The organism is uncultured Nostoc sp. (assembly GCF_937863485.1).
Classification (GTDB): domain Bacteria; phylum Cyanobacteriota; class Cyanobacteriia; order Cyanobacteriales; family Nostocaceae; genus Nostoc.
In genome coordinates, this window is record NZ_CALMFY010000113.1 from 80,472 (window position 1) to 106,193 (window position 25,722).

Sequence of the window (25,722 nt, forward strand, 5' to 3'; positions counted from 1 at the left end):
ACTAAGAGCGGTTAAGAAAATCTTCAGGTTCAATACCAGCTTGCTTTAAAATTGCACGTAATATTCCTTCTGGCATATCACCAGAATGATTGGGAATAGTAGTGTAACGATTAGTTTCAGGATTAAACCAGATTTCATGACTCCCTGCGGCTTGACAATGAAACACAAAGCCAAAGGTTTTTAAGATTTTGATAATCTGTCTGTAGCTAAACCCAGCTAGCCGTCCCATGAATTGACTACTGACTTACAACTAAAGGATAGTTAAATTGTTTGGCTATTGGTTGCAAATAATCTAGTTCTTGATCCGGAGATTGTGCTTCTAATAACTTACGTGCTACATCACGAGCAATTTCTAAAGTTTCAGCAACAGTCCGTCCTTGAGCTACTAAACCTTGAAGTTCATCAGATGTTGCTAAATAAACGCCTTCAGGTAATTTCTCAATGTGGATGTTTAGCAATCTTTCCATTTTTGTAGGCAGTTATTACGTTTTGACCACTTTCGTTTCTATCGTATCGCTTTTCAGAACTACAGCGATCGCACGATATTTTACCTTTACATAAAAACCCATGAGCCAAATTAATCCTGAAACAGCTCCCTTACATACCTGAAACCCACTCAACCGATTTTCTGACAGAGCATTTAAAAATAAAAATGGGAATCATAAGAAGTAGGGTGTGTTAATTCACTCTCAATAAATATCAGAATTCACATGGCACAACCAAAATATGAAGGTTATTGCGAATGCACTCCTACCAAATTAGTCCGAGAAAAGTTTGGAGATGTCAATGTTTTTGCACAAAATGCTAAATCACTCTTAACAAAAGCTACTGGTTTTATTGGTGATTATGATTTTACTCTAAATCCTTACAGGGGATGTCAATACGGTTGTAGTTATTGCTATGCTGCTGCTTTTACCCCTAATGCTCAAATGCGCGAAGATTGGGGTAAATGGGTAATTTTTAAGGAAAATTCTGCTGAAATTTTAGCGAAGGAATTAAAAAAATGGTATGAAAAGAATCCCCAGATTCCTCCTAGTATATACATGAGTAGTGTTACTGATCCTTATCAACCACTTGAGTCTAAACATCAACTGACTCGTCGATTGTTAGATGTAATGCTTGATGTGAGAATTGACGGTTATCCAACTCCAACTTTGGTGATTCAAACTCGTAGCCCAATTATTACTAGAGATATTGATTATTTACAACGATTTAAGCGATTGCGAATTAATATGAGCATTCCCACTGGGAGTGAATTAGTGAGAAAAGATTTTGAACCGCGATCGCCCAGTATTAAAGCCAGATTAAATGCCATCACTAAAATTAAACAAAGTATTGATTATTTCAAAGGTTTTCTTCCCAAAATTTCTATCACTATTACCCCTCTACTTCCTACTTTACCAACTGATGAAGCTACTTTTATTGACAAACTAGCCATCGCCGATAGAGTTGTAATTCAAGCTTTTCATCCAAGCCAGAGTCGTTCTCTTATGGCATCAACTCGCCAAGAAGCTGAAGAAATTAAACAAAAATACGCTTGGTGGTATGAGGATGAGAAATTAAGCTATATGAAATTTAAGGAAAAATTAGTTTCTCGGCTTCCAGGTGTAGAAATTATGGAAGGTAAAGAGGGATTTGGTTATGAATAACCCTATCGTAAATTGGTGGCGAAGTCAGCAGTTCAAATTATCTTTAAAACGCGGGGATATCCGGCGTGCAGTGCAACTATTGCAAGAGATTCAAAAATCAGGTGCAACATTCTCATGGTTAGAAAAACTATTTAGGGATAAACTTCAACTTGAACGTTATTCCCAAGAATATAAACGACAAACAGAAACTTTAACTAAACAACTAACAGAAGCATCCCAGCAAAAAGATGATATCATATTAATCCCAGATAAGGAATTTGTTAAATATATCTATAAAGTTTTTAATTTAATACAGCACGATGAATGGAAACTGCAATCTACTGGTATTGATGAACGAATATTTGATGATTTTGAATCAAGGCTAGTTGAATATCTCAAAGAAGAATTTAGCAAGATTCCTGACAAAAAGTTATTTATTAAACTCGAAGACGCTCTTGAGGATATTAATAACTTAAAAATTGGACAAGACCCAGACTATCGTTTTAGTCTAACTCCTCATGTCTACTTCATGAAGTATTTTTTAGAAAATGTATATTGCATATATTTAGCTTGGTTTCTCATTTACCAAGATGCTTTACTACCAAGTAAGGTTAATATCCTTGATATTGCAGCAGGCCCAGGAACAGTTGCTTATGGTTTAGCTTTATTTCTCCAAAGTAGTAGCGGTTTTTTTCATATGCCGCAAATGCACATATCTTACTACTCTTTAGAAAAACAAGATACTTTCCAGTTTCGTGGACTTCAGTTTTGGCGACGATATATAGAGTCGCGTCTAACCACAGTGAATGCTTACTTCCGCTTTGTTACTACTGATATTTTTACTTGGGAAACTCAATCGAATAATCTACCCAAAGACTTTTTCGACTTTATCGTAATTTCCCACTGCTTCTTTGCAGATCCAGTCAAGAGGGTTGAAGCTAATAATACTTACAAGCAAATATTTGTCAGTAGTTTAAAAGATTCAGGTTATATTCTGCTAATTGTGCAAGATAAGAAGTTATTCAAAATTTACGATGTTCACCAAGTTGAAAACCAAGAGCAAGAAAAAAATGTAGTGGATAAATTTCTCGCAGAACTTGGATTAGAGTTAGTCTGGTATAAATATCTTACCTCAACAGGTTCAAGAACATCTTTGTCCGGTGCTGATTTTGCTAAGTTTGCTCAAGATAAGTTACCAAAAAAACTGTATATGAGTCCAATACTGCAACAGTTTTTTGGTCAGAAGTATCAGTCAAACTATACATTAGATGATTATGTAATTTTGGCGAGAAAATAATGATAAATTGCAGATAAAGTAGCAGAGAATGTATGAAATAAATATAAGGTACGTGAACTTTAATCTTGAATTTATAAATGACTTGCAACTCACAAACAGCAGAAGGTTGGCATGGCAAACTTAATTTAGTCTATGCCGATCGCCAAGGTGCAACCCAACTAATTTATAATCACCAACAAGCGCCCCTGAAGGTACAACGCCCATTTTATCCGGAAGGGGAAAAAGTTTGTCATAGTGTCATTTTACATACAGCTGGGGGAATGGTGGGAGGCGATCGCTTATCCTCTAACATCCACCTCCAACCCCAAGCCCAAGCCTTAATCACCACAGCGGCTGCAAGCAAGATATATCGCAGCAATGGCTTACAAGCTAGACAAACCATCCAAATGCAAGCTGATGTTAATGCATGTTTAGAATGGTTGCCGCAAGAGACAATTTTATTTAACGGTGCGATTTATCGGCAAGATTTACGGGTAGAATTAGCAACCGGGGCTAGTTGGTTAGGCTGGGAAATTACCCGATTTGGTCGCAGTGCTAGAGGAGAAAAATTCTTGCAAGGGGAATGGCGATCGCACACCGAAATTTGGCAACAAGGCGTTCCTTTATGGATTGATCGACAATGTTTACTGGGTAGTGAAGACATTTTTCACAGTCCCCACGGCTTGGCTGGAAAACCAATAGTAGGTAGTCTAGTTTGGATTGGTGGTGCAGTTTCAGCAGAAATCGCCGAAAAAACGCGAAATTTATGGTATGGGGAAGGAGAAGCGGGTGTTACCAGGTTACAACATGGATTATTGTGTCGATATCGCGGTTCTTCCACATCTGAGGTGAGAAACTGGTTTATTAATGTTTGGCAGCTGCTGCGAGTTTCTTTTTTAAATCGTGGTAATTGTATACCAAGAGTCTGGCAGGTTTAAAACGTAGACGCGTAGCGGTGAGGGGGTCGCAGTCTTCTCTACGAGACGCTCCGCGAAGGCGGTTCTCGTCGATTGCGTTAGCGCAAGCGGTAGCGACGAAGGAGCGTCACCCCCGAACCCGTTGGCGCAGCCTCTCCAAGAGTTGGGCTTGCCGCAGGCTACCACAGAGGCGCAGAGAACACAGAGGAGATAGGAATGCAATTGACGCCGCAGGAAAAAGATAAGCTATTAATTTTTACTGCTGCTTTATTAGCAGAAAGACGTAAAGGAAGGGGTTTGAAACTGAATTATCCCGAAGCAGTTGCTTATATTTCTGCTGCCATTTTAGAAGGTGCAAGGGATGGGCAAACTGTAGCTGAATTAATGACTTATGGTACAACTCTATTGACGCGGAATGATGTCATGGAAGGGATACCTGAAATGGTGCATGAAGTACAGGTAGAAGCTACTTTTCTTGATGGCACAAAGTTAGTAACAGTACATAATCCAATTCGTTAAGTTTAGAACTTTAAATTTATTATGATTCCTGGGCAAATTATCACACCAGAAGGTGAAATTGAACTAAATGTTGGTCGTCCAACTATAAAATTGCAAGTGGCAAATACAGGCGATCGCCCCATACAAATCGGTTCCCATTATCACTTTTATGAAGTTAACACTGCCTTACATTTTGACAGAGAACAAGGCCGAGGAATGCGCCTCGATATCCCCGCAGGAACCGCAGTTCGCTTTGAACCAGGCGACGAAAAAGAAGTAACTTTAGTCCCCTTAGTTGGTACTCGCCAAATCTACGGCTTCAACGCCAAAATTAACGGAAACTTGCCACTAATCTAAAATAGACTCAGACATTGATTGAGGATTTTATATGTTAACAGCAGAACAGCGACGCATCAGCCGTGATTTTAAAACTATATTGAAATCAATGGTGTGTCTGTTTAGAGAACCAACTAATCTAGACTATGTTTATAATCTGGAAGATGAGTTGCGTTACACTCAGGCAAGCTTATTAGCTGTTGAGTGGTTAAAAACTCAACCGCAAGTATCACTGTTGATTCAAGAACGTTATATTGCACCATCTCCTAATATCGAAGTATTACTGCAATATCCTGAAGACTCATTAGGATATGCCTACGCATCTTATATTAAAAAATCGGGTTTTGACCCCGCTTTTTATCGTCAAATGCAAGTAGAAGACGATGTGAGTTATGTGCTGTTACGCAGCCGTCAGACTCATGATATTTGGCATGTAGTTACAGGTTTTAAAACTGATGGACTGGGAGAACTAGGTCTTAAAGCTTTTGAATTAGCCCAAACCCGGAGAAATTTAGCTGTTTTCTTAGTAGGAGGCGGGTTATTATCCATCCTCGTAAAAGCGCCAGATGTTCTCCCTAATTTATTAGAACAGATAGCTGTCGGTTACACAATGGGTTCAAAAGCAAAACCATTATTAGCGCAAAAGTGGGAAGAACATTGGGATAAACCTTTATTAGAATGGAGAACTGAATTAGGAATTGATTTAGATATTTTAAATTAAAAGGAATGAGATAATGAGTTACAGAATGGATCGCCGCGCCTATGCCGAAACTTATGGGCCGACAGTAGGCGATCGCATCCGACTTGCAGACACAGAATTATTTATTGAAGTTGAACAAGACTTCACCACCTACGGCGATGAAGTGAAATTTGGCGGGGGTAAAGTTATCCGAGACGGGATGGGACAATCCCCAATTTCTAACGCCGATGGTGCTGTAGATTTAGTAATTACTAATGCCTTAATCCTCGATTGGTGGGGTATTGTCAAAGCGGATATTGGCATTAAAGATGGCAAGATTTTCAAAATTGGTAAAGCCGGAAATCCTTATATTCAAAATAATGTAGATATTATTATTGGCCCCGGAACTGAAGCTTTAGCAGGGGAAGGAATGATTCTCACTGCTGGTGGTATTGATGCCCATATTCATTTTATTTGCCCCCAACAGATTGAAGTGGCGATCGCTTCTGGTATTACCACCATGATCGGCGGCGGTACTGGCCCAGCTACGGGTACAAATGCCACTACCTGCACGCCCGGCCCTTGGAACATTTACCGAATGCTGCAAGCCGCTGATGCTTTTCCCGTCAACTTAGGATTTTTGGGTAAAGGTAACGCCAGTCAACCCCAAGGACTTGTAGAACAAGTAGCCGCCGGTGCAATGGGGTTAAAGCTGCATGAAGACTGGGGAACCACACCCGCAGCAATTGATACCTGTCTCAGCGTTGCTGATGAATATGATGTGCAAGTAGCGATTCATACTGATACCCTGAACGAAGCCGGATTTGTGGAAGATACGATCGCTGCTTTCAAGAATCGTACCATCCACACCTACCACACTGAAGGCGCAGGCGGCGGACACGCACCAGATATTATCAAAGTTTGCAGTCAAGCCAATGTCCTGCCATCTTCCACTAACCCTACACGCCCTTACACCCTCAACACCTTAGATGAACACCTGGATATGTTGATGGTATGCCATCACCTTGATCCAGCAATCGCCGAAGATGTGGCTTTTGCCGAGTCTCGCATCCGCCGGGAAACCATTGCTGCGGAAGATATTTTGCACGACTTAGGCGCATTTAGCATGATTTCTTCCGATTCCCAAGCAATGGGAAGGGTAGGCGAAGTGATAATTCGCACGTGGCAGACATCTCACAAAATGAAGGTGCAACGGGGAACTCTTAACCCACATGGAACAGAGCAAAGAGCAGACAACTTTAGGGCAAAAAGATATGTTGCTAAGTATACTATTAACCCAGCGATCGCTCACGGAATTGCTCAATATGTCGGTTCCGTGGAAGAGGGAAAATTAGCAGATTTATGTTTGTGGCGATCGGCGTTTTTTGGGGTGAAGCCAGAGATAGTGATTAAAGGCGGAATGATTGCATGGTCGCAAATGGGCGATGCCAACGCCAGTATTCCCACACCGCAACCAGTGCATATGCGACCGATGTTTGGTAGTTTTGCAGGTGCTAAGAATGCCACATCATTAACTTTTGTTTCGCAAGCAGCTTTAGAGAAAGAAATTCCCAGCCAGCTAGGTTTACAAAAGGCAGCAGTTGCAGTTTCTGGGACACGCCAATTGAGTAAGCGGGATATGAAGCTGAATGATGGACTACCCCACATTGAAGTTGATCCAGAAACCTATGAAGTCAGGGCAGATGGTGAGTTGCTGATTTGTGAACCTGCGACAGTTTTACCAATGGCACAGAGGTACTTTTTGTTTTAGTTCATGACCGAGCAATTTATCGCTTTTAAGGACGAGAGTAATATTGCCCTGATAAATTTTTTCTTTTGGAGTTACGATCAAATAGTTAAACGTTGCATCTGATGTAGAAAATCATGCTACCTTTTAAGAAAAAAATTGTGACTGATGAAGCGATGTGTCCGGTAGCAGTGTTGATTGATTATCAGGAGTGGCAGCAAATTGAGATGATATTAGAAGCTCATCAATCACAACAAAAACAAGAGTTTAATTTAAACCAGTATGCTGGTGTAATTCAACTAACTCAAGACCCTTTGGAATATCAGCAGCAAATTAGGGATGAGTAGTGTTGACACAACCTTTGATTTTCTTAGATACAAATTAATACACAGTTATTGCAAATTGTGTGATACATAGTGTTCTATTCTGGCTTTGTTTTAATAAGAACATTATCGAAATATACAGCAGCCCCATCATCGCTGCTTCCTAATGAGATAACTCCAATTTTTCCAGAAGTGTAAGAGTCATCTTCAAATATCCCGACCCTTTGGCCATTAATCCATCCAATTACCTTTTTACCATTGCAAACAACTCTTAATCGATTTATATTATTACCTAGCTTGATGCTAGTAGAATGTTGCCAGCCCACTTTCTCTTCCCATTTGTTACTTGCTATGAGTTTTCCCATCGCAAACTCGCCATTCCCTTTAATTAGTAAGTAATAAAAATTCTGCCTTACACTAGATTTCTTGTTCTCGCTAGTTCGGGCAATTACACCGAATGCTGAATCATCAGTTCCATTAACCTTTTTAACATCAACTGAAAAATCCAAGTCTTTAAATATCTGATTTTTATTGCCCCAAATAGATAGTTTAAAATTATTATTTTTAGTTCCAGGATGGAATAAACCTCCATTCTTTATACTTAGCAATGTATCTTTATTCCAATTTTGTGATGGATATTTAAAATCATCGACAAGTACAACATCTGGAAAAAAGTCTATATTATGTTGAAAATTAGTGGTTATCAAGCCAGTTATGAATAGTAGGGAAGGTATGATAATAGCAATTAGATAAACTTTACCTAAATAAGAAAATTGTTCTATACGTTTGAGAGATTGAATTAATCCTATAGCTCCACCGACAAAGCAACCCAATACTAACCACCCAATTGCTGCTTGTTCGACGCCAATTGCCTTAAGTGGATATGTAGTTAAGTCAGTAATGAGAAGAAAGCTTGAACCAAGCCATGCTAGAAGGTTTATTATCCAATTAATGATGAATATAACTAGCCATAATAGTATTAACAATAAAAATGTTGTTTTGATTAGCCAACCTATAATAATCATTCCTTTACTTGGAGAATATCGCAGATTATAACCCCATTGATTACTCAAACGCGAGCGATTTTTATAGTTTTCTATTACTTGATTTATCGAATCATAAAATATTTCTACTTTTGATTTTAATTTTTCCTTGAATAAATTTAAATCTTCACGAAATATAAACGCACAAACAAACAATACTAGACTACCAAAAATAGAACATATAATCTGCACCTCTGGTATCCCAAATATACTCAGATGCAAAAAAGGAAAAAATTCTGGTAAATAAGAAGCTCCAGTGACTTCAGGTGGGTATGACAAAACCCAATTGTCATCTAAACCTACTGATAAATAGTTTCCCAAAATGTGGCGGATTAAAAACATGACTAATCCTACAGGGATACAAATTCTAGCAGTTAATGCGGTTATTATGTCCCAATTTAGAGATTTTTTGAAGTAAATGGGTACTTCAAATTCGCCAGTATTTGTTTTTATAGTTATTTCAGTATTATAGTGACCAGCCTCTAGATTAGTGGTATCTATACTCAACGAAAATTCTAATGATTTTCCTTGCGAACTATGCTGTATTATTTCTATTTCATTCATCTTAGTTGAAGCAATTCCCTTAAGTCTTCCGCCAGAAGACTCACAAGTAATTATTAATGTTCTACTAAAGGAATGCCTACCATGTGAAATAACTCCCAAGTCTAATTTTTCTGGCTTCCTGATATTTAGATTTGTAATTTTGTAACTTATAGGAATTCGACAGGTATACTCAATCTGTTTTAAAAAAATGAAAATACTACCTTGATAATCACCAGGTTCAACTTCAAGAGCATCAAAATTAATATCAAATGTTGTGTCTGTAGAGGAATCAAATTGTTCGGGTACACTCAGACCTGGGAGATTAGGGTTAATTACATCTCCCCATGCAAACCCACGCCCATTGTTACTAATTTTCAAGGACAGCTTATCTTGGTATCCGATGGGGATTTCACCAAGCTCTAGCTGATTCGGTTCAAAAAAGATTTTTGGGTGTGGAGGTCTGCCTAGATGTCTACAAAGTTCCCTCACGAACATTTCTACACCTCTACGCTTTTCTTGCTTATAGCCCTCAACAATCTTTCGAGACAGATTTGCTAAATGTGTTTCACTACGCAAGAATAGCCACTCTTCAAGATATTCGCTATTGAATAAATAATCTTTTGTTATATCTGGATACTTATCACACTTGTCAATTAAATCAGAAACTGAGAAAACTTCCTCATTTTTAAACTTTAATTTAGTTGGGCCTAAATACTCCTCTAGTTCTTTAGTACGAAGCTCTCGACTAGCATTTAAAAAATCGTTATCCTCTTTACTTAAGTTTTTTCCTGCTGCCCATCTCTGTGCATTCTTTAACTCATCTCCACGCAAAAGCCACGATTCATCTTGATAGTTAGAAGCTAACCAAGCTGTTATTGCTTCTCTATAAAACTGTGGTCTTAGCTCGGCTAATTGCTTGTTCACCCAGCTTTTGTCAAAAACTTTCTTATAAATACGATTGTATACCTCTAAGGAAGCCTGTCGCTTAAGCACTAAACCTGTTAGCCGTAGTTCCATTTGTTCTAGAGTGTCATCAGCTAATATCCTCTCTTGTTGCAAGATTTGCTTGTACAGTCCTAGCATCTGACCTGCTCGTTGTTCGTTCCTCAAAATGCGATCACGTATCGTCCTCAAATGCTCAGGCTCGTCTTGTGATTCCCAATTTTCAATGATGCGCGATCGCACTAATTCTTCAACTCCTGATGTCTCCATCTCATTTGGGATGAGATCACAAACTTTTTGGGTAAGAAACGGTTGTCCACCAGTCCAAACCAATACCTCATTCAGCACCGCTTGGGGTTTCTTAACTTTTCCCACCAATCCTTGCGCTAATGGTTCGGCTTCGTGTAGAAGAAAACCGTTGACTTCAATGGCACGACCAATATTAAATGGTGTGCGCTTTTTATCTTGAATCAGATCCGAGGGTGTAGCTACTCCCAACAGACAAAATGTAAGGTGTTTGTATGCTGGTTTATCAACACGCTGGTTATAGCAGAACCTGAGCCAAGCAAAAAAGTCGTCAGTCGAAAAATTCAGGCTGAGAACACTATCAATTTCATCAATAAAAATCACAATAGATTGAGAAATTTCAAGCAGTAGAACTTCCTCGATAAATTCACTTAATCGCTGTACGGGAGAAAGATGATCCTGATCGCGCCACCAACTCCGTAAATTAAACTTTCTTGAAAGCTCAAAACTACTTACTAAATTACGTACTACACCTATATACCAATTATCTGGTGTAATATTCTGGCTACCAATTCCCGTCAAGTCAATCGCAGCACAGGCAATACCCTCTACTTTCAAGCGTTGCATAATTTGTACCCGCAAGCTAGACTTACCCATCTGCCGAGAATTTAAGACATAACAAAATTCCCCAGCCTTCAATGCCTCATACAAATCTTGGTCTGCTTGTCGCACTACATAACTGGGGGCATTAACTGGTAAACTGCCACCAACTTGATATTCATAAGCTGGGTTTTGTTTTATTTTCATCAGCTAACTCTCAAGCGATCGCAAAAATATTGACGATATAAATTACAACGTGGCGTTACATCATTTCCTTGCTGTTGTAATAAGCCCATACTCAGTAATTTAAAGCATTGTATCGAATCCAACCGAACTGGGCTAGTATTGGCAACTACCTTTTTAATAGCAGCAGCTAATTCTGGACGCTGTTCTAAATTCCACAAATGCCGACGTAAGTGGTCGCTATAAGGGCCAGCTTCTGTGGGGGCTGTTTTCAAAAGCTCATTGAGCGTAATATCCTGTCTGGCAATGTGATAAAGTGCTACTCGTACAAGATAAGGATGTCCTCCCACCGTTGCCATTAGTTGTTCAACTTGGGTAAAACTCCAACTGAGTCCATGCCTTTGTGCCAAATCAAGAACCTGTTGAGCGTTAAACTCTGGTAACTCAATCGGCAAGCCTACATTAAACGGTGATTGATTTATATTCATCGGAATATAAACTTCTGTGGAATGCACCACTACCAACCGCAGTTTTTTCCAAATATCCCGGTTTTTAGCATCTTCATGCCAAGCGCGTAACAGCCCAAAAAAGTCTGCGGCAATTTCGGGATGTTGAAATATACGATCAACTTCATCCAATCCCAATGCTAGGGGTTGGTTGATTTCTGACAAGAGATACTCCTCAAAATAAGCGGTGCAATTGTCCTTACTGCCATAAATCACATCCCAGTAATCTGCTAACTTGTTGGCTAGCCTCAACCTCCGTCCGACGCTGGCACAAAACCACTGAAGAAACTTATCTAAATCGGTAAAAACTTTCCCATCTGCTAATTGAAAGCTCAAAGATACAGCTAAACAACCCTGTTGTGAAGCGTGATGGAGAATCCGTGCCATAAGTGAGGTTTTACCCATCTGTCGGGGCGCTTTGATCCGAATCAAAGATCCTGGCTTCAAAATTGCCTCGTAGCAGCGGGATTCAATCGGGGGACGTTCAATATAAAATTCCGAAACTAAATCTACTTGTCCTTCTGGCAATTCTGGTTCTGCAACTGGTAGAGGCGGACTTTCCTGAGTTTCCCAAGCAGGTGCTACAGTTGGTAATTCCTCTATAGCGGCACGATTTGGGCTGCTTCCACCATCTTCGGTCAACAATGATAAAATTTCTTGCAAAATCCTCGGAGTATCGGCAGGCGATTTCCACTCTCGCTGCTGAATCTGACTTAAATAACCCCGTAATTCATAATTTAGTGGTGAACTTAAAGGAAAATTAACCCGAATGGGCAAAATTACTGGTTTATGCTCAGGACGCAAATCCTGTAACTGCTTTGCCCTTCTTACTTCTTCTGTAACCATCTCACTGGTTGCTGATTGTGGAGATAACAGCAGCAGAAAGTAATCACACCGTTCTAATTCTGTATCGATGCGTTGGGGCCAGTTTTCCCCCAAGCGAATACTCTCACCCGCCATAAATACTTCATGTCCAGCAGCTTTGATTGCTTCATAAAAATACTGGGCAAGGCTCAAGTCTGGATCTTGACTGCGATAGCTAATAAAAACTCTGGTGCTGTCGCTATTTGGTGGCAACAGTGGTACATTCTCATTAATATCCAGAAATAGTGACAAATTTGAGCATTTTTGCTGCACTGTAACCAGAGGTAGAGCCAATGCGCCTTCTGTATTGTCATAAGCGGCAATTATGCCAATAACTCGTTGAGTTTCCGCATCAAATACGGGCGAACCGCTATAACCCCCTTGCACTTGTTGCGAATTCGCCTTGACTCGCAACCGCAACATTGGTAAGTTGCTAAATTCAGATTGGGGATTAATATCAGTGATCGTGCCATCAATCGAAGCACCTTGAGGAAAATCCGTTCGCCCATAGCCAATAGACAGAAATCGATCCATCGGCTGAAAATTAAAAGCTAAGGGAACTGAAGCACCTTCATAACCGGATAATTGCAATATGGCAAAATCATCGCGGGTGCGATCGCCTAAATAAACCAACTCAACCCCTTGCCCATTGACTCGCACTTCTTCCCAACCCCCTGCCGATTCAACTACATGAGCGCAGGTGAGTAAATGTCCATTAGGTGAGATAAAAAAGCCCGTGCCTTGGATGCAACCTTCTGGGGTAGCGATCGCTACGGTACAAGCTTTAACTAATTCCCAGTTCATGAAAATTTATTACTTGTTTTCTTCGGATGCCAATTTCCAAGTTATTTTCACCTTCAGTGATGCCTGCCCAGTGGATTCGACCACATAAACCGAGCCTTTAGCGGTAAAATTCACGCCAAACTCAACTTCTCCGCTCACGGGTTGCGATTCTTGCTGCAAGGTACGAAATGCTTTTGTAATTGGGCGACACCCACGAACAATCAATTCCTTAACTGCATCGAAGTTAGCCTCTACTTTTTCTATAGGTAACTCACCAGTAGGCGATACACGACCTACTGATGCATCTGGTAGTTCAACTGCTACCAAAATCGTGCCTCCATCCTCTGTATTCAGTTCTAGAAGCTTACGAGCCATAATTTAATTAGCTTGTGGCTATATCTAAAAAAGGTAAGTAAAGTTGTTTTGAAAGTCAATTTGTATAAATTTGTTAGATAAACAATTTTTTTGAAGAAAATATATCTAAGGGTAATATCTAGTAAAACTATACCAATAAAGCAACTACTCTAAAAATTTACTTTTACCCCATACCTTGCATCTATATGACTTTACAATCTTCTCGCTCTGACAAAATTCTGGTTGTTGATGACTCTCCTGATAACGTGTTTTTGATCAAAACCATTTTGGAGGAAGAAGGTTACACGATTAGCACCGCAGAAAATGGGATTTCAGCCTTGGCAGAATTGAAAGCTTCTCCTTGTGATTTAGTTCTGCTGGATCTGATGATGCCAGGTATGGACGGCTACGAAGTTACTAAGCACATTCGTGGAGAGATGAAATTGCCACAATACATCCCCATATTGCTGATCACTGCCCACGATGCGCCCAACGTCGCCCACGGTTTAGACTTGGGTGCTGATGATTTTATCCGCAAACCTGTAACAGTAGATGAATTGCTGGCACGAGTGCGATCGCTCCTGCGCTTGAAGCATAGTATGGATGAACGTGATGAAATTGCCCGGCAGCGAGAAGATTTTGTCTCCCGCCTCACCCACGATTTACGCACTCCCTTAGTCGCGGCCGATCGCATGTTGATGCTATTTCAGCAAGGAGCGTTGGGAGCATTATCATCACAAATGCAGGAAGTAATCGCCATCATGGCCCGTAGCAATATCAACCTGCTTTCTATGGTCAATACCTTATTGGAAGTTTATCGTTTTGAAGCAGGTCGCAAAAGCTTGGCATTCCAACCAGTTAATCTGGGTCAATTGCTAGAAGAAGTGACTGGAGAATTGTCACCCCTAGCTCAAGACAAAGCACTATCCATTAATCTAGATTTTACTGAGGAGTCAAGCACAAACACAGTGATGGGCGATCGCTTAGAATTGCATCGTCTATTCACAAATCTTATCGGGAATGCGATCAAATTTACCGACTCTGGGTCTGTGACTATTCGTCTTACTTCTCAACGCCAGTTCGACAAAAGTAGCCAATCTCAATTTTCTGGAAAATCCAATTCCGTTGAATATATTAGTATTGAGATAGCGGATACTGGCCCAGGTATTCCCCCTGAAGAACAAGCCACCATATTTGAACGATTTCGCCAAGGCAACCACAAGACTTCTGGTAGTGGCTTAGGACTATACCTTGCTCGGAGAATTGTTGAAGCACATCAAGGCATCATTCTGCTTAATTCGGAGTTAGCGAAAGGTAGTGTATTTATTGTCCTTCTACCCACCAAAGCATGAGAAAATTAGCAATTATAAATTATGAATTATGGAATTTTTACCCTGATAATTCATAATTTATAACTTTACTACTCTCTCCCAATAATTTAAATTAATTATTCCAATTAGAAATCAAATCCTAAAATCTGATGAATCAAATATGCTGAACTAGCAGCACTAACATTAAACAAATACTTTTTGATAGGAAAAAACAATGATTACCACTGAATTATCTAACGTTGGCCATATTATCCAGAGTCAGCGAGATTTTTTTCAAACTGGCAAAACTAAAGATGTCACTTTTCGCATTGAACAACTTAAAAATCTCAAGCAAGCAATTATTGAGCATGAACAGTCAATAGTCGAGGCATTACAAGCGGATTTACATAAACCAGAAGTGGAGAGTTACCTAGAAATCGGCGTAATTAAGGAAATTGATTACGCTATAAAACATCTTCAAAACTGGAGTAAACCCAAAAAAGCAGCGGTTTCCTGGGATTTTTTTTCTTACTCAGCCCGAATTTATCCAGAACCGTTAGGGGTTGTCTTAATTATCGGCCCTTGGAACTATCCATTTAACTTAATTATCTCACCGTTAATAGGTGCGATCGCAGCCGGGAATTGTGCAATTATCAAACCTTCAGAAGTTGCTTCTCATACCTCCCATATCATCACTGAAATTTTTGCCAAACATTTTGACCCAGCTTATATTGCAGTAGTTGAAGGAGGCGTTGAAGCAAGTCAAAAACTACTGGCAGAAAAGTTTGACCATATCTTTTTTACTGGTGGCACAGCCGTCGGCAAAATCATCATGGCAGCAGCGGCCAAATATCTCACACCAGTTACTTTAGAATTGGGCGGTAAAAGTCCTTGTATCGTAGATACTGACATTAATCTTGAACACACTGTTAGACGAATTACTTGGGGCAAATTTATTAATGCTGGACAAACTTGTATCGCCCCTGACTATCTTTTAGTTGATAAAAAAATCAAAAAAGATTTAATAGATGGAATAGAAAAATGCTTAAAAGAATTTTATGGCGATAATCCTCTAACCAGTCCTGATTACGCCAGGATTATCAGTCAAAAACACTTTGATAGATTGGTTAACTTTCTCAAAGATGGGGAAGTTATCATCGGTGGAGAAAATCAACCTTCAGAGCGTTATATCGCTCCCACAGTGATTGATAATGTCTCTTTAGAAGATTCTTTAATGCAGGAAGAAATTTTTGGCCCCATTTTACCCATTATTGAATATACTGATGTTGCCGAAGCGATCGCCTTGATTAACTCTAGACCTAAACCCTTGGCGTTATACTTATTTTCTCAAAACAAAAACCTGCAAAAGCGAGTTTTGCAGGAAACTTCATCTGGTGGAGTCTGTATCAATGACACAATAATGCAGGTTGGTGTCTCGTCTTTACCATTTGGTGGGGTGGGAGATAGCGGTATTGGCAACTATCACGGCAAAGCTAGTTTTGACACCTTTTCTCATGACAAAAGTGTGTTGCAAAACTCATTCTGGCTAGATTTAAAATGGCGATATGCTCCCTATGAGGGCAAATTGCCGCTAATCAAGAAACTTCTGGGTTAAAAGTTATGAGTTATTTGAATTTTGGATTGAAGGAAAAATCTAAAATTTAAAATCTAAAATCCAAAATTGAATAACTCCTAACTATTAAAACCCAAAAGCGTTGCTGTAACGCTCCTCAGCCCAAGGTTCACCACGGCGATGGTAGCCATTGCGCTCCCAAAAACCAAGTTCTTCACCAGCTAAAAACTCTAAACCATTAATCCATTTAGCACTTTTCCAAGCGTAGAGGTGGGGCACAACTAGCCGCATCGGGCCACCGTGTTCAGATGGAAGGTCTTCACCAAAGACTTTAAAGGCAAAGAAGTTTTCTTCGCGCATAAAATCTTCTATAGAGATATTGGTAGTGTAACCGCCGTAGCAGTGTTCCATAATGTGGGCTACTTTCGGGTCTAGCTCAATCAGACCCATGAAATCTGTCATTTTTATGCCAGTCCATTTGACATCGAGTTTAGACCAGCGCGTTACACAGTGGAAGTCTGTTGTGAATTCGTGTTGAGGTAGCGCCATAAAATCTGACCAACTAAAAGTAGCAGATTTTGCTAAACCCCAAACTCGAAACTCCCATTCTTCAATGCTGACTTGGGGAGTTGCACCGTAAGTTAATACGGGGAAACCTTTAGCTAAGTGTTGACCTGGAGGGACGCGTTCCCCCTCTTCCTTCCCTGGTTTCTGAAAAAATTTTCCTAACATAGTTGGAGAAAAATAAGTTTTCTCAAGGTATTTACAAGCTTTCTTGCTGAGTTGCCAACACCACTAGATGTTTTACTCTTTATATGATTACTTGATCATTACTCATGAATGATCGGTAATGGGTAACGGATGTTCCCAATTACTCACTACCAACTTTTCTCGATTTAATCAGCTTGTGTAGAGGATCTATGATCCGTAATGCAATCAGAAAAGCTAAGAAAAAGCGTTTATCCAATGGTAAGAAGCTTGATTGGTATTTATTGCCAATCAAATTTATCGGTGCTGTTCATGCTTTTCCTGACTGGGGAATTATGATTCTTCTTCCTCTTCTTCAGCAGTTGGATACACAAATGTAGAACGTCCAGTCAAAATCGACTTGCCCAGAGATAGGGCTTTCTGAGCTTCGATGACGGCTTTGTGCCTCCAGGTAGCTCGACGTTTATCTCGTTTTGATTTGGAAGTTTTCTTCTTAGGAACAGCCATGTCAGCAGATATTGCGATTCTTGACAACCTTCTTATTCTAGGCCATCCATTGACGCCAAGGACAACAGGTAAGTTGAATTGAGAGGTTGAGACTGAAGTTGGACACAAGATACTGGGACAGAGGGAATTCTAAGATTGACCAAAAAAGACTCATGATACAAGCCCCTAAATTTATTTATGGGGATTATTAATTTTGACTTTTGACTTCTGACTTTTGACTTCCCCAAAGGGGCTGACCTCTTCCTTGTCTTTGTGTCTAGCTCAACCCGTCATTTTTGGGTTGACACACCGCTAGCTGCTGGAACTGTATTAGAGCTATTTTCAAAGAAAAGTAATGATCGCGCTGTTTTGAAGTAAGTGGCCCAATTTTGAGCATCGGGGCGCGATCGCCATTGGGGACGACTAACTTCTAATGTCAGAACAGGTGCGATCGCGCCATAATTTTGTACGGTCACAATGATTGAAACATCTGTCACCAAGATATCTTGGTCGAAACTCCGTTGAGCAGCTGCCCTAGCGGCTGCTTCTGCTCTGGTGAGAACGGTTTCATAGTTTTCTTCTGGCAAGCGGTCAATAGCTAGATCAACTCTAGCGGTGTAAGCTCGCACAACCTGAGGTGCGATCGCTTCCGTTAAAAACCACGTAGGAACGGTAGATATGAGCAAAACTATTAAAGGAACTATCCGGATTCTTCTGGCAATTTGGCTAATAACTGAAAAGGGAGTGATCGATGATGGTAGGTGAGCAGAAATCTTGCTCATGACCTTCTATCTCCTTAGTGATGATCTGTTATTGAAATTATGTGAAAGTATTTTCCGGTCTATTGACGTAATAAAAATTACATTTTAACTTAAGATTCGATCAGAATCACCTAGACATAAAACATCGGTTAGCTTTGTTTTTTTGGCAAAGCTGACCGCAATTTTAAGACCAGCAAACAATAACTGACAAAAAGCGGGATGGCAAATTACTGGGCGATCGCGATTGGCATCAATCAATATCAGTTATTTCAACCTTTAAGTTGTGCCCAAGCAGATGCTGAGGCACTAGAGGATTTTTTGGTGACAGAGGGAGGTTTTGTCCCCAAACACTGTCTAGTCATGACAGATACTTCGCCGCCCATTCAGGATAGGTCAACTTACCCAACAAAGCAGAATATTTTGCTGCTGCTTGAGGATTTGGCAGCGACAAGTTGGCAACCAGAAGATTATCTGTGGTTATTTTTTAGCGGTTATGGGGTCAACTACAAGGGCAAAGATTACTTAATGCCAGCGGAAGGCAACCCCGAACTCGTGCAAGAGACTGGCATAGAATTGCGATCGCTAATGCAAAGTCTCCAACTTGCTGAGATGAATGTATTGTTACTGCTCGATATCAACCGTGCTTTTGGCACCCAAGCGGATGCTCCTGTTGGCGAAGAAACAATAGAACTAGCCCAAGAACTACAACTCGCTACAATTCTTTCTTGCCAACCAGAGCAATTTTCCCATGAAAGTAGCGAACTAGGTCACGGATTCTTTACAGCAGCTTTATTAGAAGCTTTGCGTTCTGGTAATGGCAGCAACTTGACAGATTTAGAAAGCTACCTAAGTCTGCTGATGCCAAAATTATGTCAACATCATTGGCGTCCTGTCCAAAACCCTGCCACGATCATTCCATCAAGACCGCAGGTAATCTTGCCACAATTGGCAATGGAAAGCGACTTTGAAGTAAATCCGGTGATTTATCCGGAAGAATCCTTTGCTGTTGCCCTTGCAGCTCCTCCCCTCGACGATTACCCTAAAACTTCAGCAGAACGAGGCAGATGGGGAGAAGCTACTGTGAATTCCTCCCAACAGGTGAAGGCTTACAAGGAAGAGAAGTCTAAGAGTCAACCAGTCCAGGAGTCAGCTACTAGCTTAGTTTCCCAGCCGATGCCGGAAACTTCTTTAGGAGTGAATACAAGGGGAAGATTTATCCCCAATTCCTCCAAAGGTTACGTCTCTCGATTGCCATCGAATCAGCCAAGTATCCCTTTTTGGAAACAATTTATCTTGTGGGGCGGAGGCAGCCTGCTGGTAGCAGGTTTAATCGCCGTAGTTTTTCTCCGTAATCAAGAAACTTTTAGAATTAAGCAAATATCAAAAACATCACCTAATGCTACTGCTAGCGATCGCCAGGTTATCCAGAATTTACCAAACGATCGCACTCCACCAGTTAAACTCAAAAACCAATCTAGCGCCCAAATAACTTCTAGTTCCGAGTCGAAAAAGCGAAATCAAGCAGTATTAGACTTGGCGAAAATGTCGCTCAGACAAACTCAGGCTAGCGATTTGAGCTTGGCGATTGCTACAGCCCGGAAAATTCAACCCGGTGAACCACTGTACGAGCAAGCTCAGGAGAATATTAAGATTTGGAGCCGGATGATTTTAGATTTAGCAGAGGGTCGTGCTAAACAAAGACAGTATGCTAGCGCTATTGCTGCTGCACGATTAATCACCAAAGATGAAGCCCTCTATGCCAAATCACAAGCAGTAATCAACCTGTGGCGGCTAGAGGGGAAGCAGTATGTGACTAACAAAACTCTTTTAGATGCAGCTAATGCCTTAATTAAGTCTGAACAGGCATCTACCTACAATCGGGCGATCGAAGTTGCTAAGAAAGTACCATCAGATCAACCAGGCTTCGATACTGCCCAAAAATCGATCAATAAATGGAGTGAGAAAATTTTAGACCTGGCCAAGCGTCGCGCCGCCGAAGGAGACAGCAATGCAGCAATTGCGACCGCTGCTTTAGTACCAGAGGAGACAGCCACTTACGAAGATGCTCAGGATGCCATCCAAAAATGGCAAAAAAAATTGTAGAAAATATAGTTAGAAGTTAGAAGTTAGAAGTTATAAGTTTTAATTCCTCACTCCTGACTCCTGACTCGTAACTTTTCCCCCAGCATTCAGCAGTACTGCGACACATCTTCGCCGCATTCGTCCGCTAGATAGCACATTGCTCGGAAACGTAAACCAACCACTTCTTCATATAAGGGGTTGAGCTTGCACATGGGCGGAATGTGAAACAGGGTTTTCCCAAATAATTTGACATCTCGCTCAAATGGACACTGAGATGGAATCAGTTTGCACAAGCGGTGAGCTAGTTGCCGATCGCGGACTTGAATGCTATCTACACGCTGCCGTAGGGGTTGGAGAATATTCCAGTAAGATTTGGAAACAGAACGGTCTAGCTGGGTTGCTTTATGGTCACTAGTCTCTGCTTGATTGATTGATACCCAGCTTGCCAGAAAAATCTTTTTTGTGGTATTATCAGATACCTTCATGGTTAATCCCCTGTATTATTGAGGCTGTTCATCTTTTTGATGAATATATACAACGTGGCAACGAACTTTACCGGAAAAATCGCGTTCTGACTGCGATATAATGTAATACCTGATTAGCCACTTAAGTCAGAACCTAATTTATTACTACGTCAAGTTAATCGCAAATTTCTGGGGATCGGTAGTGTAATATGATCATCTTGTTCATAACTTGATATAGTTTAGATTTTAATGAAGACATCCGTCATTGGATAGGTTTTAGTGTAACATTTACAGAACTTAATATAAGGTCTTTCTGCAAGTATTTTTGCTAAGTATAAATATTGGTAATACCCTAATAGGCGTCTTTCGTCTGCGTATTCTCACTTCCCCACATCAGAGCGTCCTGTTCATTGCTGGCTCAATGCCGTAGAAGTAAAGAGAAGTCTGTAGACGCGGCTGCGGCTTAAATCCAGGTGGGTTGACTTTCTCAGTAGATGCAGAGCGGCTAGTCATGAAACATCAGTTGTGGCAAAGTCTCGGTAAAGAAAGTGATTCTTCTTCAATTTGCAATCTATAGCGTCTTAGGGCTAACTTATCTGGGATTAGCATTGGGCTACATCCCTGGTTTACGCATGAACCGCGCCACCATTGCTCTGGTCGGTTCTGCCTTTTTAATTGCTTTAGGTGTTCTGAATTTACAGGAGGCATGGCAGGCCATTGATGCCAATACCATCGTATTTCTCTTGAGCATGATGGTAGTTAATGCCAACCTATCCTTTGCAGGGTTTTTTAGACGAGCAATCTCAATGATATTGAGTATCACTCGCAGTCCTCTAGGTTTGTTAATTGCTTTAACTTTTGGTAGTGGTATTCTCTCCGCCTTTTTTCTCAATGACACTTTGGCGTTGATTTTTACACCCTTAACCTTGAGCCTGACTCTAGCTTTGGGCTTAAATCCAATTCCTTATTTATTAGCGATCGCAGGTGCAACTAATATAGGCTCGGTAGCAACTTTGAGCGGTAATCCTCAAAATATCCTGATTGGCTCCTTTTCAGGCATTTCCTATCTAGATTTTTTGCGTGTATTGGCCCCAGTTGCCCTAATAGGCTTGCTAATTCAGGTAGGATTACTGTGGCTACTTTACCCAGATGTGCGCTCAGTCAAACCTTGCCAACAGTTAACAGTTGGCAACCAACGGATTTTTAAACCCTTATTTAAAAAAACATTAGTCATCACAATTGGGCTGCTAATTGCATTTACTGTCGGCTTACCCTTAGCGGAGTCTGCTTTAGTTGCTGCTAGCTTGTTGCTAATTACTCGCCGGATTAAACCCCAGCGCATTTTGCAAAAGGTGGATTGGAACCTGCTGGTAATGTTTTCTGGATTGTTTATTCTGACGCGAGTCACGCAAAAGTTGAATTTGCTTCAGCCATTTACCCACATGGTTAACTCTGCTGCAAGTTTTCTGGGTGTAACTGTTGTTTTATCTAACTTGATTTCTAATGTACCTGCCGTACTGCTGCTGCATCCCCTGGTTCCTCCAGGTGACACTAAGTATTGGCTATTGTTGGCAGCTGGATCAACTTTGGCAGGGAATCTAACTTTGTTTGGTTCAGTCGCTAACTTGATAGTTGTAGAAGCTGCTGCTGATTTAGGATACAAGCTAACTTTTGGGGAACATCTAAGGTTTGGAGCGCCGTTAACAGTGTGTACTTTAGTTCTAGTATACCTCTGGGTTCATTGAGGATATGTAGCAACAACCTTAAGCTAAAAACATCTACTGGGCTGTTAGGGTAAGTTCTGCGAATGTTTGAGAAATAATCTGCTGGTTTAATACAAACCGCTGCGGCTTCTATAGCATGATCAGAAACTGTATCTCATCCCAAAGCGCAAAGACGTTAGAAAAACTCTACGCTACGTCTGTGCGCCTATGCATGAGATTATCTTAAATTCCCTATGATGCTACTTGAGCAGCAGTACGAGTGCGTCGTCTTCTGCCATCGGCAACTTTCACAGGCGGCTCATCAGGGATTTGCATCAACAAAGTCACAGATGGCTGACATTGCAATTCCCGACGGATGGAACGTTGCAATTCTCGCTCTAAAGTACCTTGCAATCCACCCCAATCTATATCTGCTGCTTCACCTTCCCCAGCAGCAAATTCTGACCAGCGCACAGTGAGGATTTCTTCAATCCGTTGTTTTACCCAGGTTTGTAGCAGCGATCGCTCTACACTTGTGACTACACCCCGTAAGTGAATTTCTGGTTTTGCCAACAGTTTACCATTCCAATCAATGGCAGCTGCGATCGTGATAATGCCTTCTGAAGCCATGCGTTGCCGTTCTTGTAAAACTTTGGCACTTACCATGCCTGAACTAGTAGTATCCACCAATTCGATACCAGATGGCACTTTACCAGCGACGCGAATGGCATCTTCGGTCAGTTCGACAATATCACCATTCTGAATAATAATCATGTTTTCGGCGGGAATGCCCATACTCTGAGCCGTTTCTGCGTGCTTCACTAGCATCCGATGTTCGCCGTGAAATGGCACAAAAAACTTGGGTCGAGTTAAGGCAATCATCAGCTTTTGTTCTTCCTGACAGCCGTGACCGGAGACGTGAATCCCTTTATCCCGCCCATAGACCACTTTTGCACCCTGAATCATTAATTTATCAATGGTGTTGACTACTGCGATCGTATTTCCGGGAATTGGGTTAGCAGAGAATACTACCGTATCTCCTTGGCGGATTTTAATGTGAGGATGTTCTTTGTTAGCAATGCGGGTCATTGCTGCCATCAATTCACCTTGAGAACCTGTAGTTAAAATTAGTACTCTCTCATCAGGTAGATTGCGGACTGCGTGCAATGGTTGCAGCAGATTATCGTCACACTTGATGTAACCTAAATTGCGGGCATGAGCAATCAAGTTCAGCATGGAACGCCCCACAATCGTCACTACACGGTTTTGCTTCTTGGCGATATCCAAAATCATGTTGATGCGATGCACGCTAGAAGCAAAAGTGGTGACAAATAATCGTCCAGTGGCTTGACTAAATACTCTCTCCAGATTGGGATAGACGGAACGTTCAGAAGGTGTAAATCCTGGTATCTCGGCGTTAGTGGAATCACTTAGCAAGCAAAGAACGCCTTTTTCACCATGTTCTGCTAGCCTCTGTAAATCAAACTTTTCACCATCTACTGGAGTATGGTCAATTTTAAAATCCCCTGTGTGAATGACTACACCGAGAGGAGTATGAATGGCAACAGTGAAACTATCAGCGATGGAGTGGGTGTTACGGATATATTCCACTAAAAAGTTTTTGCCAATCCGCACCACATCACGTGGTAGAACTGTTCTGATTTCTGTGCGATCGCGCACTCCTGCTTCTTCTAATTTACCCTCTAGCATTGCCATTGCTAGTCTGGGCCCATAAATCATGGGGATATCAAATTGCTTGAGATGAAAAGCAATCCCGCCGATATGGTCTTCATGACCATGAGTAACGATCATCCCTTTAATTTTGTGGCGATTTTCCCGCAGATAGGTCGTATCTGGCAAAACAATATTTACTCCATGCATCGCCTCAGTAGGAAAAGCCAATCCTGCATCTAACAGGACAATTTCATCGTCATACTCAAAAAGACAGGTATTTTTCCCAATTTCATGTAAACCGCCCAAAGGAATAATTTTCAAGGCGGAATTATTAGCTTCGTTTTTAGCCATTTTCTCCTTAGATTGTTACTTGTGGTTAATTAAGTTGATAGTTAAGTTTCTTTGTATTTAAGACAACATCATCTGTCTCTTAAGTTAGTCCCAAAGTAATCAAGTTTTAATTGAAATCTTCAATTTTTTATTCAATAAAATGGATTTAAATTGCAACTTATGAACAATTATGGTCATTGTTTATATGTATCTTAAGAAAGCAGCAGATTATCAGCGCTTAACCAGATGGTGGCTAGATTAAACTAAGTTCTTTCAGAACCGCTTCTAACTTTTGACTTACTTCTAAGTCAGCTTCACATAGCGGTGGACGAGTTGAACCAACCTCCCAACCTTGAAGTTTCAGTGCTTTTTTCACTGGAATGGGATTTGAAGTGAGAAAAAGAGCTTTAAACAACGGGAAGAGTTGGAGATGAATTTCGCTGGCTACCTCTATTTTTCCCGCACTAAAAGCTTGGATCATCTGCTGTAGTTGGTTTCCTACCAGATGAGAAGCCACACTTACCACACCCTTTGCCCCGATCGCTAACAAGGGCAAAGTCATGTAATCATCACCAGAGTAGATGTGGAATTCTTTTGGCGTCAAGCGACGAATTTCGCTTGCCTGATCTATGCTACCAGTGGATTCTTTAATCCCGACAATATTGCTAACCTTAGCTAACCGGGCAACTGTTTCTGGCTGAAGGTTTTGTCCGGTACGACCTGGGACATTGTATAACAATAATGGTAGGTCGGGACAGGCTTGTGCTATTGCCTGAAAGTGCGCTTCCAATCCCGCTTGTGGCGGTTTGTTGTAATAAGGAACAACTTGTAAGGAACCATGTACTCCTATTTTAGACGCTTTTTGGGTGGCAGCGATCGCTTCTTTGGTGGAATTTGAACCACAACCTGCGATCACTTTGGCTTTTCCTGCCACGGACTGCAACACCTCGACAAACAACTGGTATTCCTCATCCCAACTTAGAGTAGGAGATTCTCCTGTTGTGCCGCACATTACCAATGTATCTGTACCGTTATTAGCTAGATGTGCAGCTAGTTCTGCCGCTAGATCATAATTTACACTACCATCTGCTTTAAACGGCGTAATCATAGCGGTTAAAACATTGCCAAAATCTCCCACCCTGTTTTCACTCCTGATTACCCAT

The 25,722-nt window shown here is 40.9% G+C and carries 23 protein-coding genes; 12 read left to right on the forward strand and 11 right to left on the reverse strand.

Features of this window, described 5'->3' with window-relative positions:
• Position 1 precedes the first annotated feature (1 nt).
• Both Q0541_RS14995 and Q0541_RS15000 read right to left on the reverse strand, forming a co-directional pair.
• Positions 2-229 carry a type II toxin-antitoxin system HicA family toxin gene (locus Q0541_RS14995; RefSeq protein WP_298911500.1) on the reverse strand — a complete coding sequence of 76 codons (228 nt, stop codon included), beginning with the start codon at positions 227-229 and terminating at the stop codon, positions 2-4.
• A gap of 7 nt (positions 230-236) precedes the next feature.
• Entirely contained in the window at positions 237-467 is a 231-nt protein-coding gene (locus Q0541_RS15000) for a DUF1902 domain-containing protein (protein ID WP_298911501.1), read from the reverse strand.
• Between the two features lie 243 nt (positions 468-710).
• Between Q0541_RS15000 and Q0541_RS15005 the strand changes: the two genes are divergently transcribed.
• The 8 genes from Q0541_RS15005 to Q0541_RS15040 all read left to right on the forward strand — a co-directional run bounded on the left by Q0541_RS15005 (position 711) and on the right by Q0541_RS15040 (position 7,428).
• A complete protein-coding gene (locus Q0541_RS15005) occupies positions 711-1,649 on the forward strand; it encodes a radical SAM protein (RefSeq protein WP_298911502.1) in 939 nt (312 codons plus the stop codon).
• Positions 1,642-2,925 (forward strand): photosystem II assembly protein, encoded by a 1,284-nt coding sequence (locus tag Q0541_RS15010; RefSeq protein WP_298911503.1) that lies wholly within the window; start codon positions 1,642-1,644, stop codon positions 2,923-2,925. The genes Q0541_RS15005 and Q0541_RS15010 overlap by 8 nt, the downstream gene beginning before the upstream one ends.
• A gap of 77 nt (positions 2,926-3,002) precedes the next feature.
• The gene (locus Q0541_RS15015) at positions 3,003-3,842 is read left to right on the forward strand and encodes an urease accessory protein UreD (protein ID WP_298911504.1); all 840 of its coding nucleotides are present in this window, start codon (positions 3,003-3,005) and stop codon (positions 3,840-3,842) included.
• A gap of 195 nt (positions 3,843-4,037) precedes the next feature.
• Entirely contained in the window at positions 4,038-4,340 is a 303-nt protein-coding gene (gene ureA, locus Q0541_RS15020) for an urease subunit gamma (RefSeq protein WP_298911505.1), read from the forward strand.
• A gap of 21 nt (positions 4,341-4,361) precedes the next feature.
• Positions 4,362-4,676: an urease subunit beta gene (locus Q0541_RS15025; protein ID WP_298911506.1), complete on the forward strand. Its 315-nt coding sequence runs from the start codon at positions 4,362-4,364 to the stop codon at positions 4,674-4,676.
• Positions 4,677-4,707: 31 nt separating this feature from the next.
• A complete protein-coding gene (locus tag Q0541_RS15030; RefSeq protein ID WP_298911507.1) occupies positions 4,708-5,376 on the forward strand; it encodes a Coq4 family protein in 669 nt (222 codons plus the stop codon).
• A 13-nt stretch (positions 5,377-5,389) separates the two neighbouring features.
• Positions 5,390-7,105 carry an urease subunit alpha gene (ureC, locus tag Q0541_RS15035; RefSeq protein WP_298911508.1) on the forward strand — a complete coding sequence of 572 codons (1,716 nt, stop codon included), beginning with the start codon at positions 5,390-5,392 and terminating at the stop codon, positions 7,103-7,105.
• Positions 7,106-7,218: 113 nt separating this feature from the next.
• Entirely contained in the window at positions 7,219-7,428 is a 210-nt protein-coding gene (locus tag Q0541_RS15040; protein ID WP_298911509.1) for a hypothetical protein, read from the forward strand.
• Positions 7,429-7,502: 74 nt separating this feature from the next.
• On the opposite strand, the gene Q0541_RS15045 is transcribed toward Q0541_RS15040, so the two are convergent.
• From Q0541_RS15045 to Q0541_RS15055, 3 genes are read right to left on the reverse strand one after another with little or no spacing between them, the layout of a single operon-like run.
• A complete protein-coding gene (locus tag Q0541_RS15045; protein ID WP_298911510.1) occupies positions 7,503-10,985 on the reverse strand; it encodes an AAA-like domain-containing protein in 3,483 nt (1,160 codons plus the stop codon).
• Positions 10,985-13,135 (reverse strand): AAA-like domain-containing protein, encoded by a 2,151-nt coding sequence (locus Q0541_RS15050; RefSeq protein WP_298911511.1) that lies wholly within the window; start codon positions 13,133-13,135, stop codon positions 10,985-10,987. The genes Q0541_RS15045 and Q0541_RS15050 overlap by 1 nt, the downstream gene beginning before the upstream one ends.
• 9 nt (positions 13,136-13,144) lie before the next feature.
• A complete protein-coding gene (locus Q0541_RS15055) occupies positions 13,145-13,489 on the reverse strand; it encodes a CU044_2847 family protein (RefSeq protein WP_190939146.1) in 345 nt (114 codons plus the stop codon).
• A 185-nt stretch (positions 13,490-13,674) separates the two neighbouring features.
• Between Q0541_RS15055 and Q0541_RS15060 the strand changes: the two genes are divergently transcribed.
• Positions 13,675-14,820 (forward strand): hybrid sensor histidine kinase/response regulator, encoded by a 1,146-nt coding sequence (locus tag Q0541_RS15060; RefSeq protein WP_298911512.1) that lies wholly within the window; start codon positions 13,675-13,677, stop codon positions 14,818-14,820.
• Positions 14,821-15,013: 193 nt separating this feature from the next.
• Positions 15,014-16,393: an aldehyde dehydrogenase gene (locus Q0541_RS15065; protein WP_298911513.1), complete on the forward strand. Its 1,380-nt coding sequence runs from the start codon at positions 15,014-15,016 to the stop codon at positions 16,391-16,393.
• A gap of 84 nt (positions 16,394-16,477) precedes the next feature.
• On the opposite strand, the gene Q0541_RS15070 is transcribed toward Q0541_RS15065, so the two are convergent.
• From Q0541_RS15070 to Q0541_RS15080, 3 genes are all read right to left on the reverse strand, one after another.
• Positions 16,478-17,083: a sulfite oxidase-like oxidoreductase gene (locus Q0541_RS15070; protein ID WP_298911514.1), complete on the reverse strand. Its 606-nt coding sequence runs from the start codon at positions 17,081-17,083 to the stop codon at positions 16,478-16,480.
• A gap of 309 nt (positions 17,084-17,392) precedes the next feature.
• Entirely contained in the window at positions 17,393-17,566 is a 174-nt protein-coding gene (gene rpmF, locus Q0541_RS15075; RefSeq protein ID WP_190892708.1) for a 50S ribosomal protein L32, read from the reverse strand.
• 269 nt (positions 17,567-17,835) lie between these two features.
• Positions 17,836-18,327, reverse strand: coding sequence for a hypothetical protein (locus Q0541_RS15080; protein ID WP_298911515.1), 492 nt, complete (start codon positions 18,325-18,327; stop codon positions 17,836-17,838).
• Between the two features lie 198 nt (positions 18,328-18,525).
• On the opposite strand from Q0541_RS15080, the gene Q0541_RS15085 reads away from it, so the two are divergent.
• Positions 18,526-20,409 (forward strand): caspase family protein, encoded by a 1,884-nt coding sequence (locus Q0541_RS15085; RefSeq protein ID WP_298911516.1) that lies wholly within the window; start codon positions 18,526-18,528, stop codon positions 20,407-20,409.
• An 86-nt stretch (positions 20,410-20,495) separates the two neighbouring features.
• Here Q0541_RS15085 and Q0541_RS15090 read toward each other — a convergent pair whose 3' ends face one another.
• Entirely contained in the window at positions 20,496-20,873 is a 378-nt protein-coding gene (locus tag Q0541_RS15090; protein WP_273767262.1) for a Mo-dependent nitrogenase C-terminal domain-containing protein, read from the reverse strand.
• Between the two features lie 527 nt (positions 20,874-21,400).
• Between Q0541_RS15090 and Q0541_RS15095 the strand changes: the two genes are divergently transcribed.
• On the forward strand, positions 21,401-22,597 hold the full coding sequence (locus Q0541_RS15095; protein WP_298911517.1) for an anion transporter: 1,197 nt from the start codon (positions 21,401-21,403) through the stop codon (positions 22,595-22,597).
• Positions 22,598-22,807: 210 nt separating this feature from the next.
• Here Q0541_RS15095 and Q0541_RS15100 read toward each other — a convergent pair whose 3' ends face one another.
• Together Q0541_RS15100 and dapA are read right to left on the reverse strand one after the other, a co-directional pair.
• A complete protein-coding gene (locus Q0541_RS15100; protein ID WP_298911518.1) occupies positions 22,808-24,580 on the reverse strand; it encodes a ribonuclease J in 1,773 nt (590 codons plus the stop codon).
• A 232-nt stretch (positions 24,581-24,812) separates the two neighbouring features.
• A complete protein-coding gene (gene dapA, locus Q0541_RS15105; protein ID WP_298911519.1) occupies positions 24,813-25,697 on the reverse strand; it encodes a 4-hydroxy-tetrahydrodipicolinate synthase in 885 nt (294 codons plus the stop codon).
• Positions 25,698-25,722: the final 25 nt, after the last annotated feature.

Bases quoted from the DNA above. Each gene is read 5' to 3' on its own strand.
- Q0541_RS14995 (WP_298911500.1), bottom strand. From the start codon at position 229: ATGGGACGGCTAGCTGGGTTTAGCTACAGACAGATTATCAAAATCTTA.
- Q0541_RS15000 (WP_298911501.1), bottom strand. From the start codon at position 467: ATGGAAAGATTGCTAAACATCCACATTGAGAAATTACCTGAAGGCGTT.
- Q0541_RS15005 (WP_298911502.1), top strand. From the start codon at position 711: ATGGCACAACCAAAATATGAAGGTTATTGCGAATGCACTCCTACCAAA.
- Q0541_RS15010 (WP_298911503.1), top strand. From the start codon at position 1,642: ATGAATAACCCTATCGTAAATTGGTGGCGAAGTCAGCAGTTCAAATTA.
- Q0541_RS15015 (WP_298911504.1), top strand. From the start codon at position 3,003: ATGACTTGCAACTCACAAACAGCAGAAGGTTGGCATGGCAAACTTAAT.
- ureA (WP_298911505.1), top strand. From the start codon at position 4,038: ATGCAATTGACGCCGCAGGAAAAAGATAAGCTATTAATTTTTACTGCT.
- Q0541_RS15025 (WP_298911506.1), top strand. From the start codon at position 4,362: ATGATTCCTGGGCAAATTATCACACCAGAAGGTGAAATTGAACTAAAT.
- Q0541_RS15030 (WP_298911507.1), top strand. From the start codon at position 4,708: ATGTTAACAGCAGAACAGCGACGCATCAGCCGTGATTTTAAAACTATA.
- ureC (WP_298911508.1), top strand. From the start codon at position 5,390: ATGAGTTACAGAATGGATCGCCGCGCCTATGCCGAAACTTATGGGCCG.
- Q0541_RS15040 (WP_298911509.1), top strand. From the start codon at position 7,219: ATGCTACCTTTTAAGAAAAAAATTGTGACTGATGAAGCGATGTGTCCG.
- Q0541_RS15045 (WP_298911510.1), bottom strand. From the start codon at position 10,985: ATGAAAATAAAACAAAACCCAGCTTATGAATATCAAGTTGGTGGCAGT.
- Q0541_RS15050 (WP_298911511.1), bottom strand. From the start codon at position 13,135: ATGAACTGGGAATTAGTTAAAGCTTGTACCGTAGCGATCGCTACCCCA.
- Q0541_RS15055 (WP_190939146.1), bottom strand. From the start codon at position 13,489: ATGGCTCGTAAGCTTCTAGAACTGAATACAGAGGATGGAGGCACGATT.
- Q0541_RS15060 (WP_298911512.1), top strand. From the start codon at position 13,675: ATGACTTTACAATCTTCTCGCTCTGACAAAATTCTGGTTGTTGATGAC.
- Q0541_RS15065 (WP_298911513.1), top strand. From the start codon at position 15,014: ATGATTACCACTGAATTATCTAACGTTGGCCATATTATCCAGAGTCAG.
- Q0541_RS15070 (WP_298911514.1), bottom strand. From the start codon at position 17,083: ATGTTAGGAAAATTTTTTCAGAAACCAGGGAAGGAAGAGGGGGAACGC.
- rpmF (WP_190892708.1), bottom strand. From the start codon at position 17,566: ATGGCTGTTCCTAAGAAGAAAACTTCCAAATCAAAACGAGATAAACGT.
- Q0541_RS15080 (WP_298911515.1), bottom strand. From the start codon at position 18,327: ATGAGCAAGATTTCTGCTCACCTACCATCATCGATCACTCCCTTTTCA.
- Q0541_RS15085 (WP_298911516.1), top strand. From the start codon at position 18,526: ATGGCAAATTACTGGGCGATCGCGATTGGCATCAATCAATATCAGTTA.
- Q0541_RS15090 (WP_273767262.1), bottom strand. From the start codon at position 20,873: ATGAAGGTATCTGATAATACCACAAAAAAGATTTTTCTGGCAAGCTGG.
- Q0541_RS15100 (WP_298911518.1), bottom strand. From the start codon at position 24,580: ATGGCTAAAAACGAAGCTAATAATTCCGCCTTGAAAATTATTCCTTTG.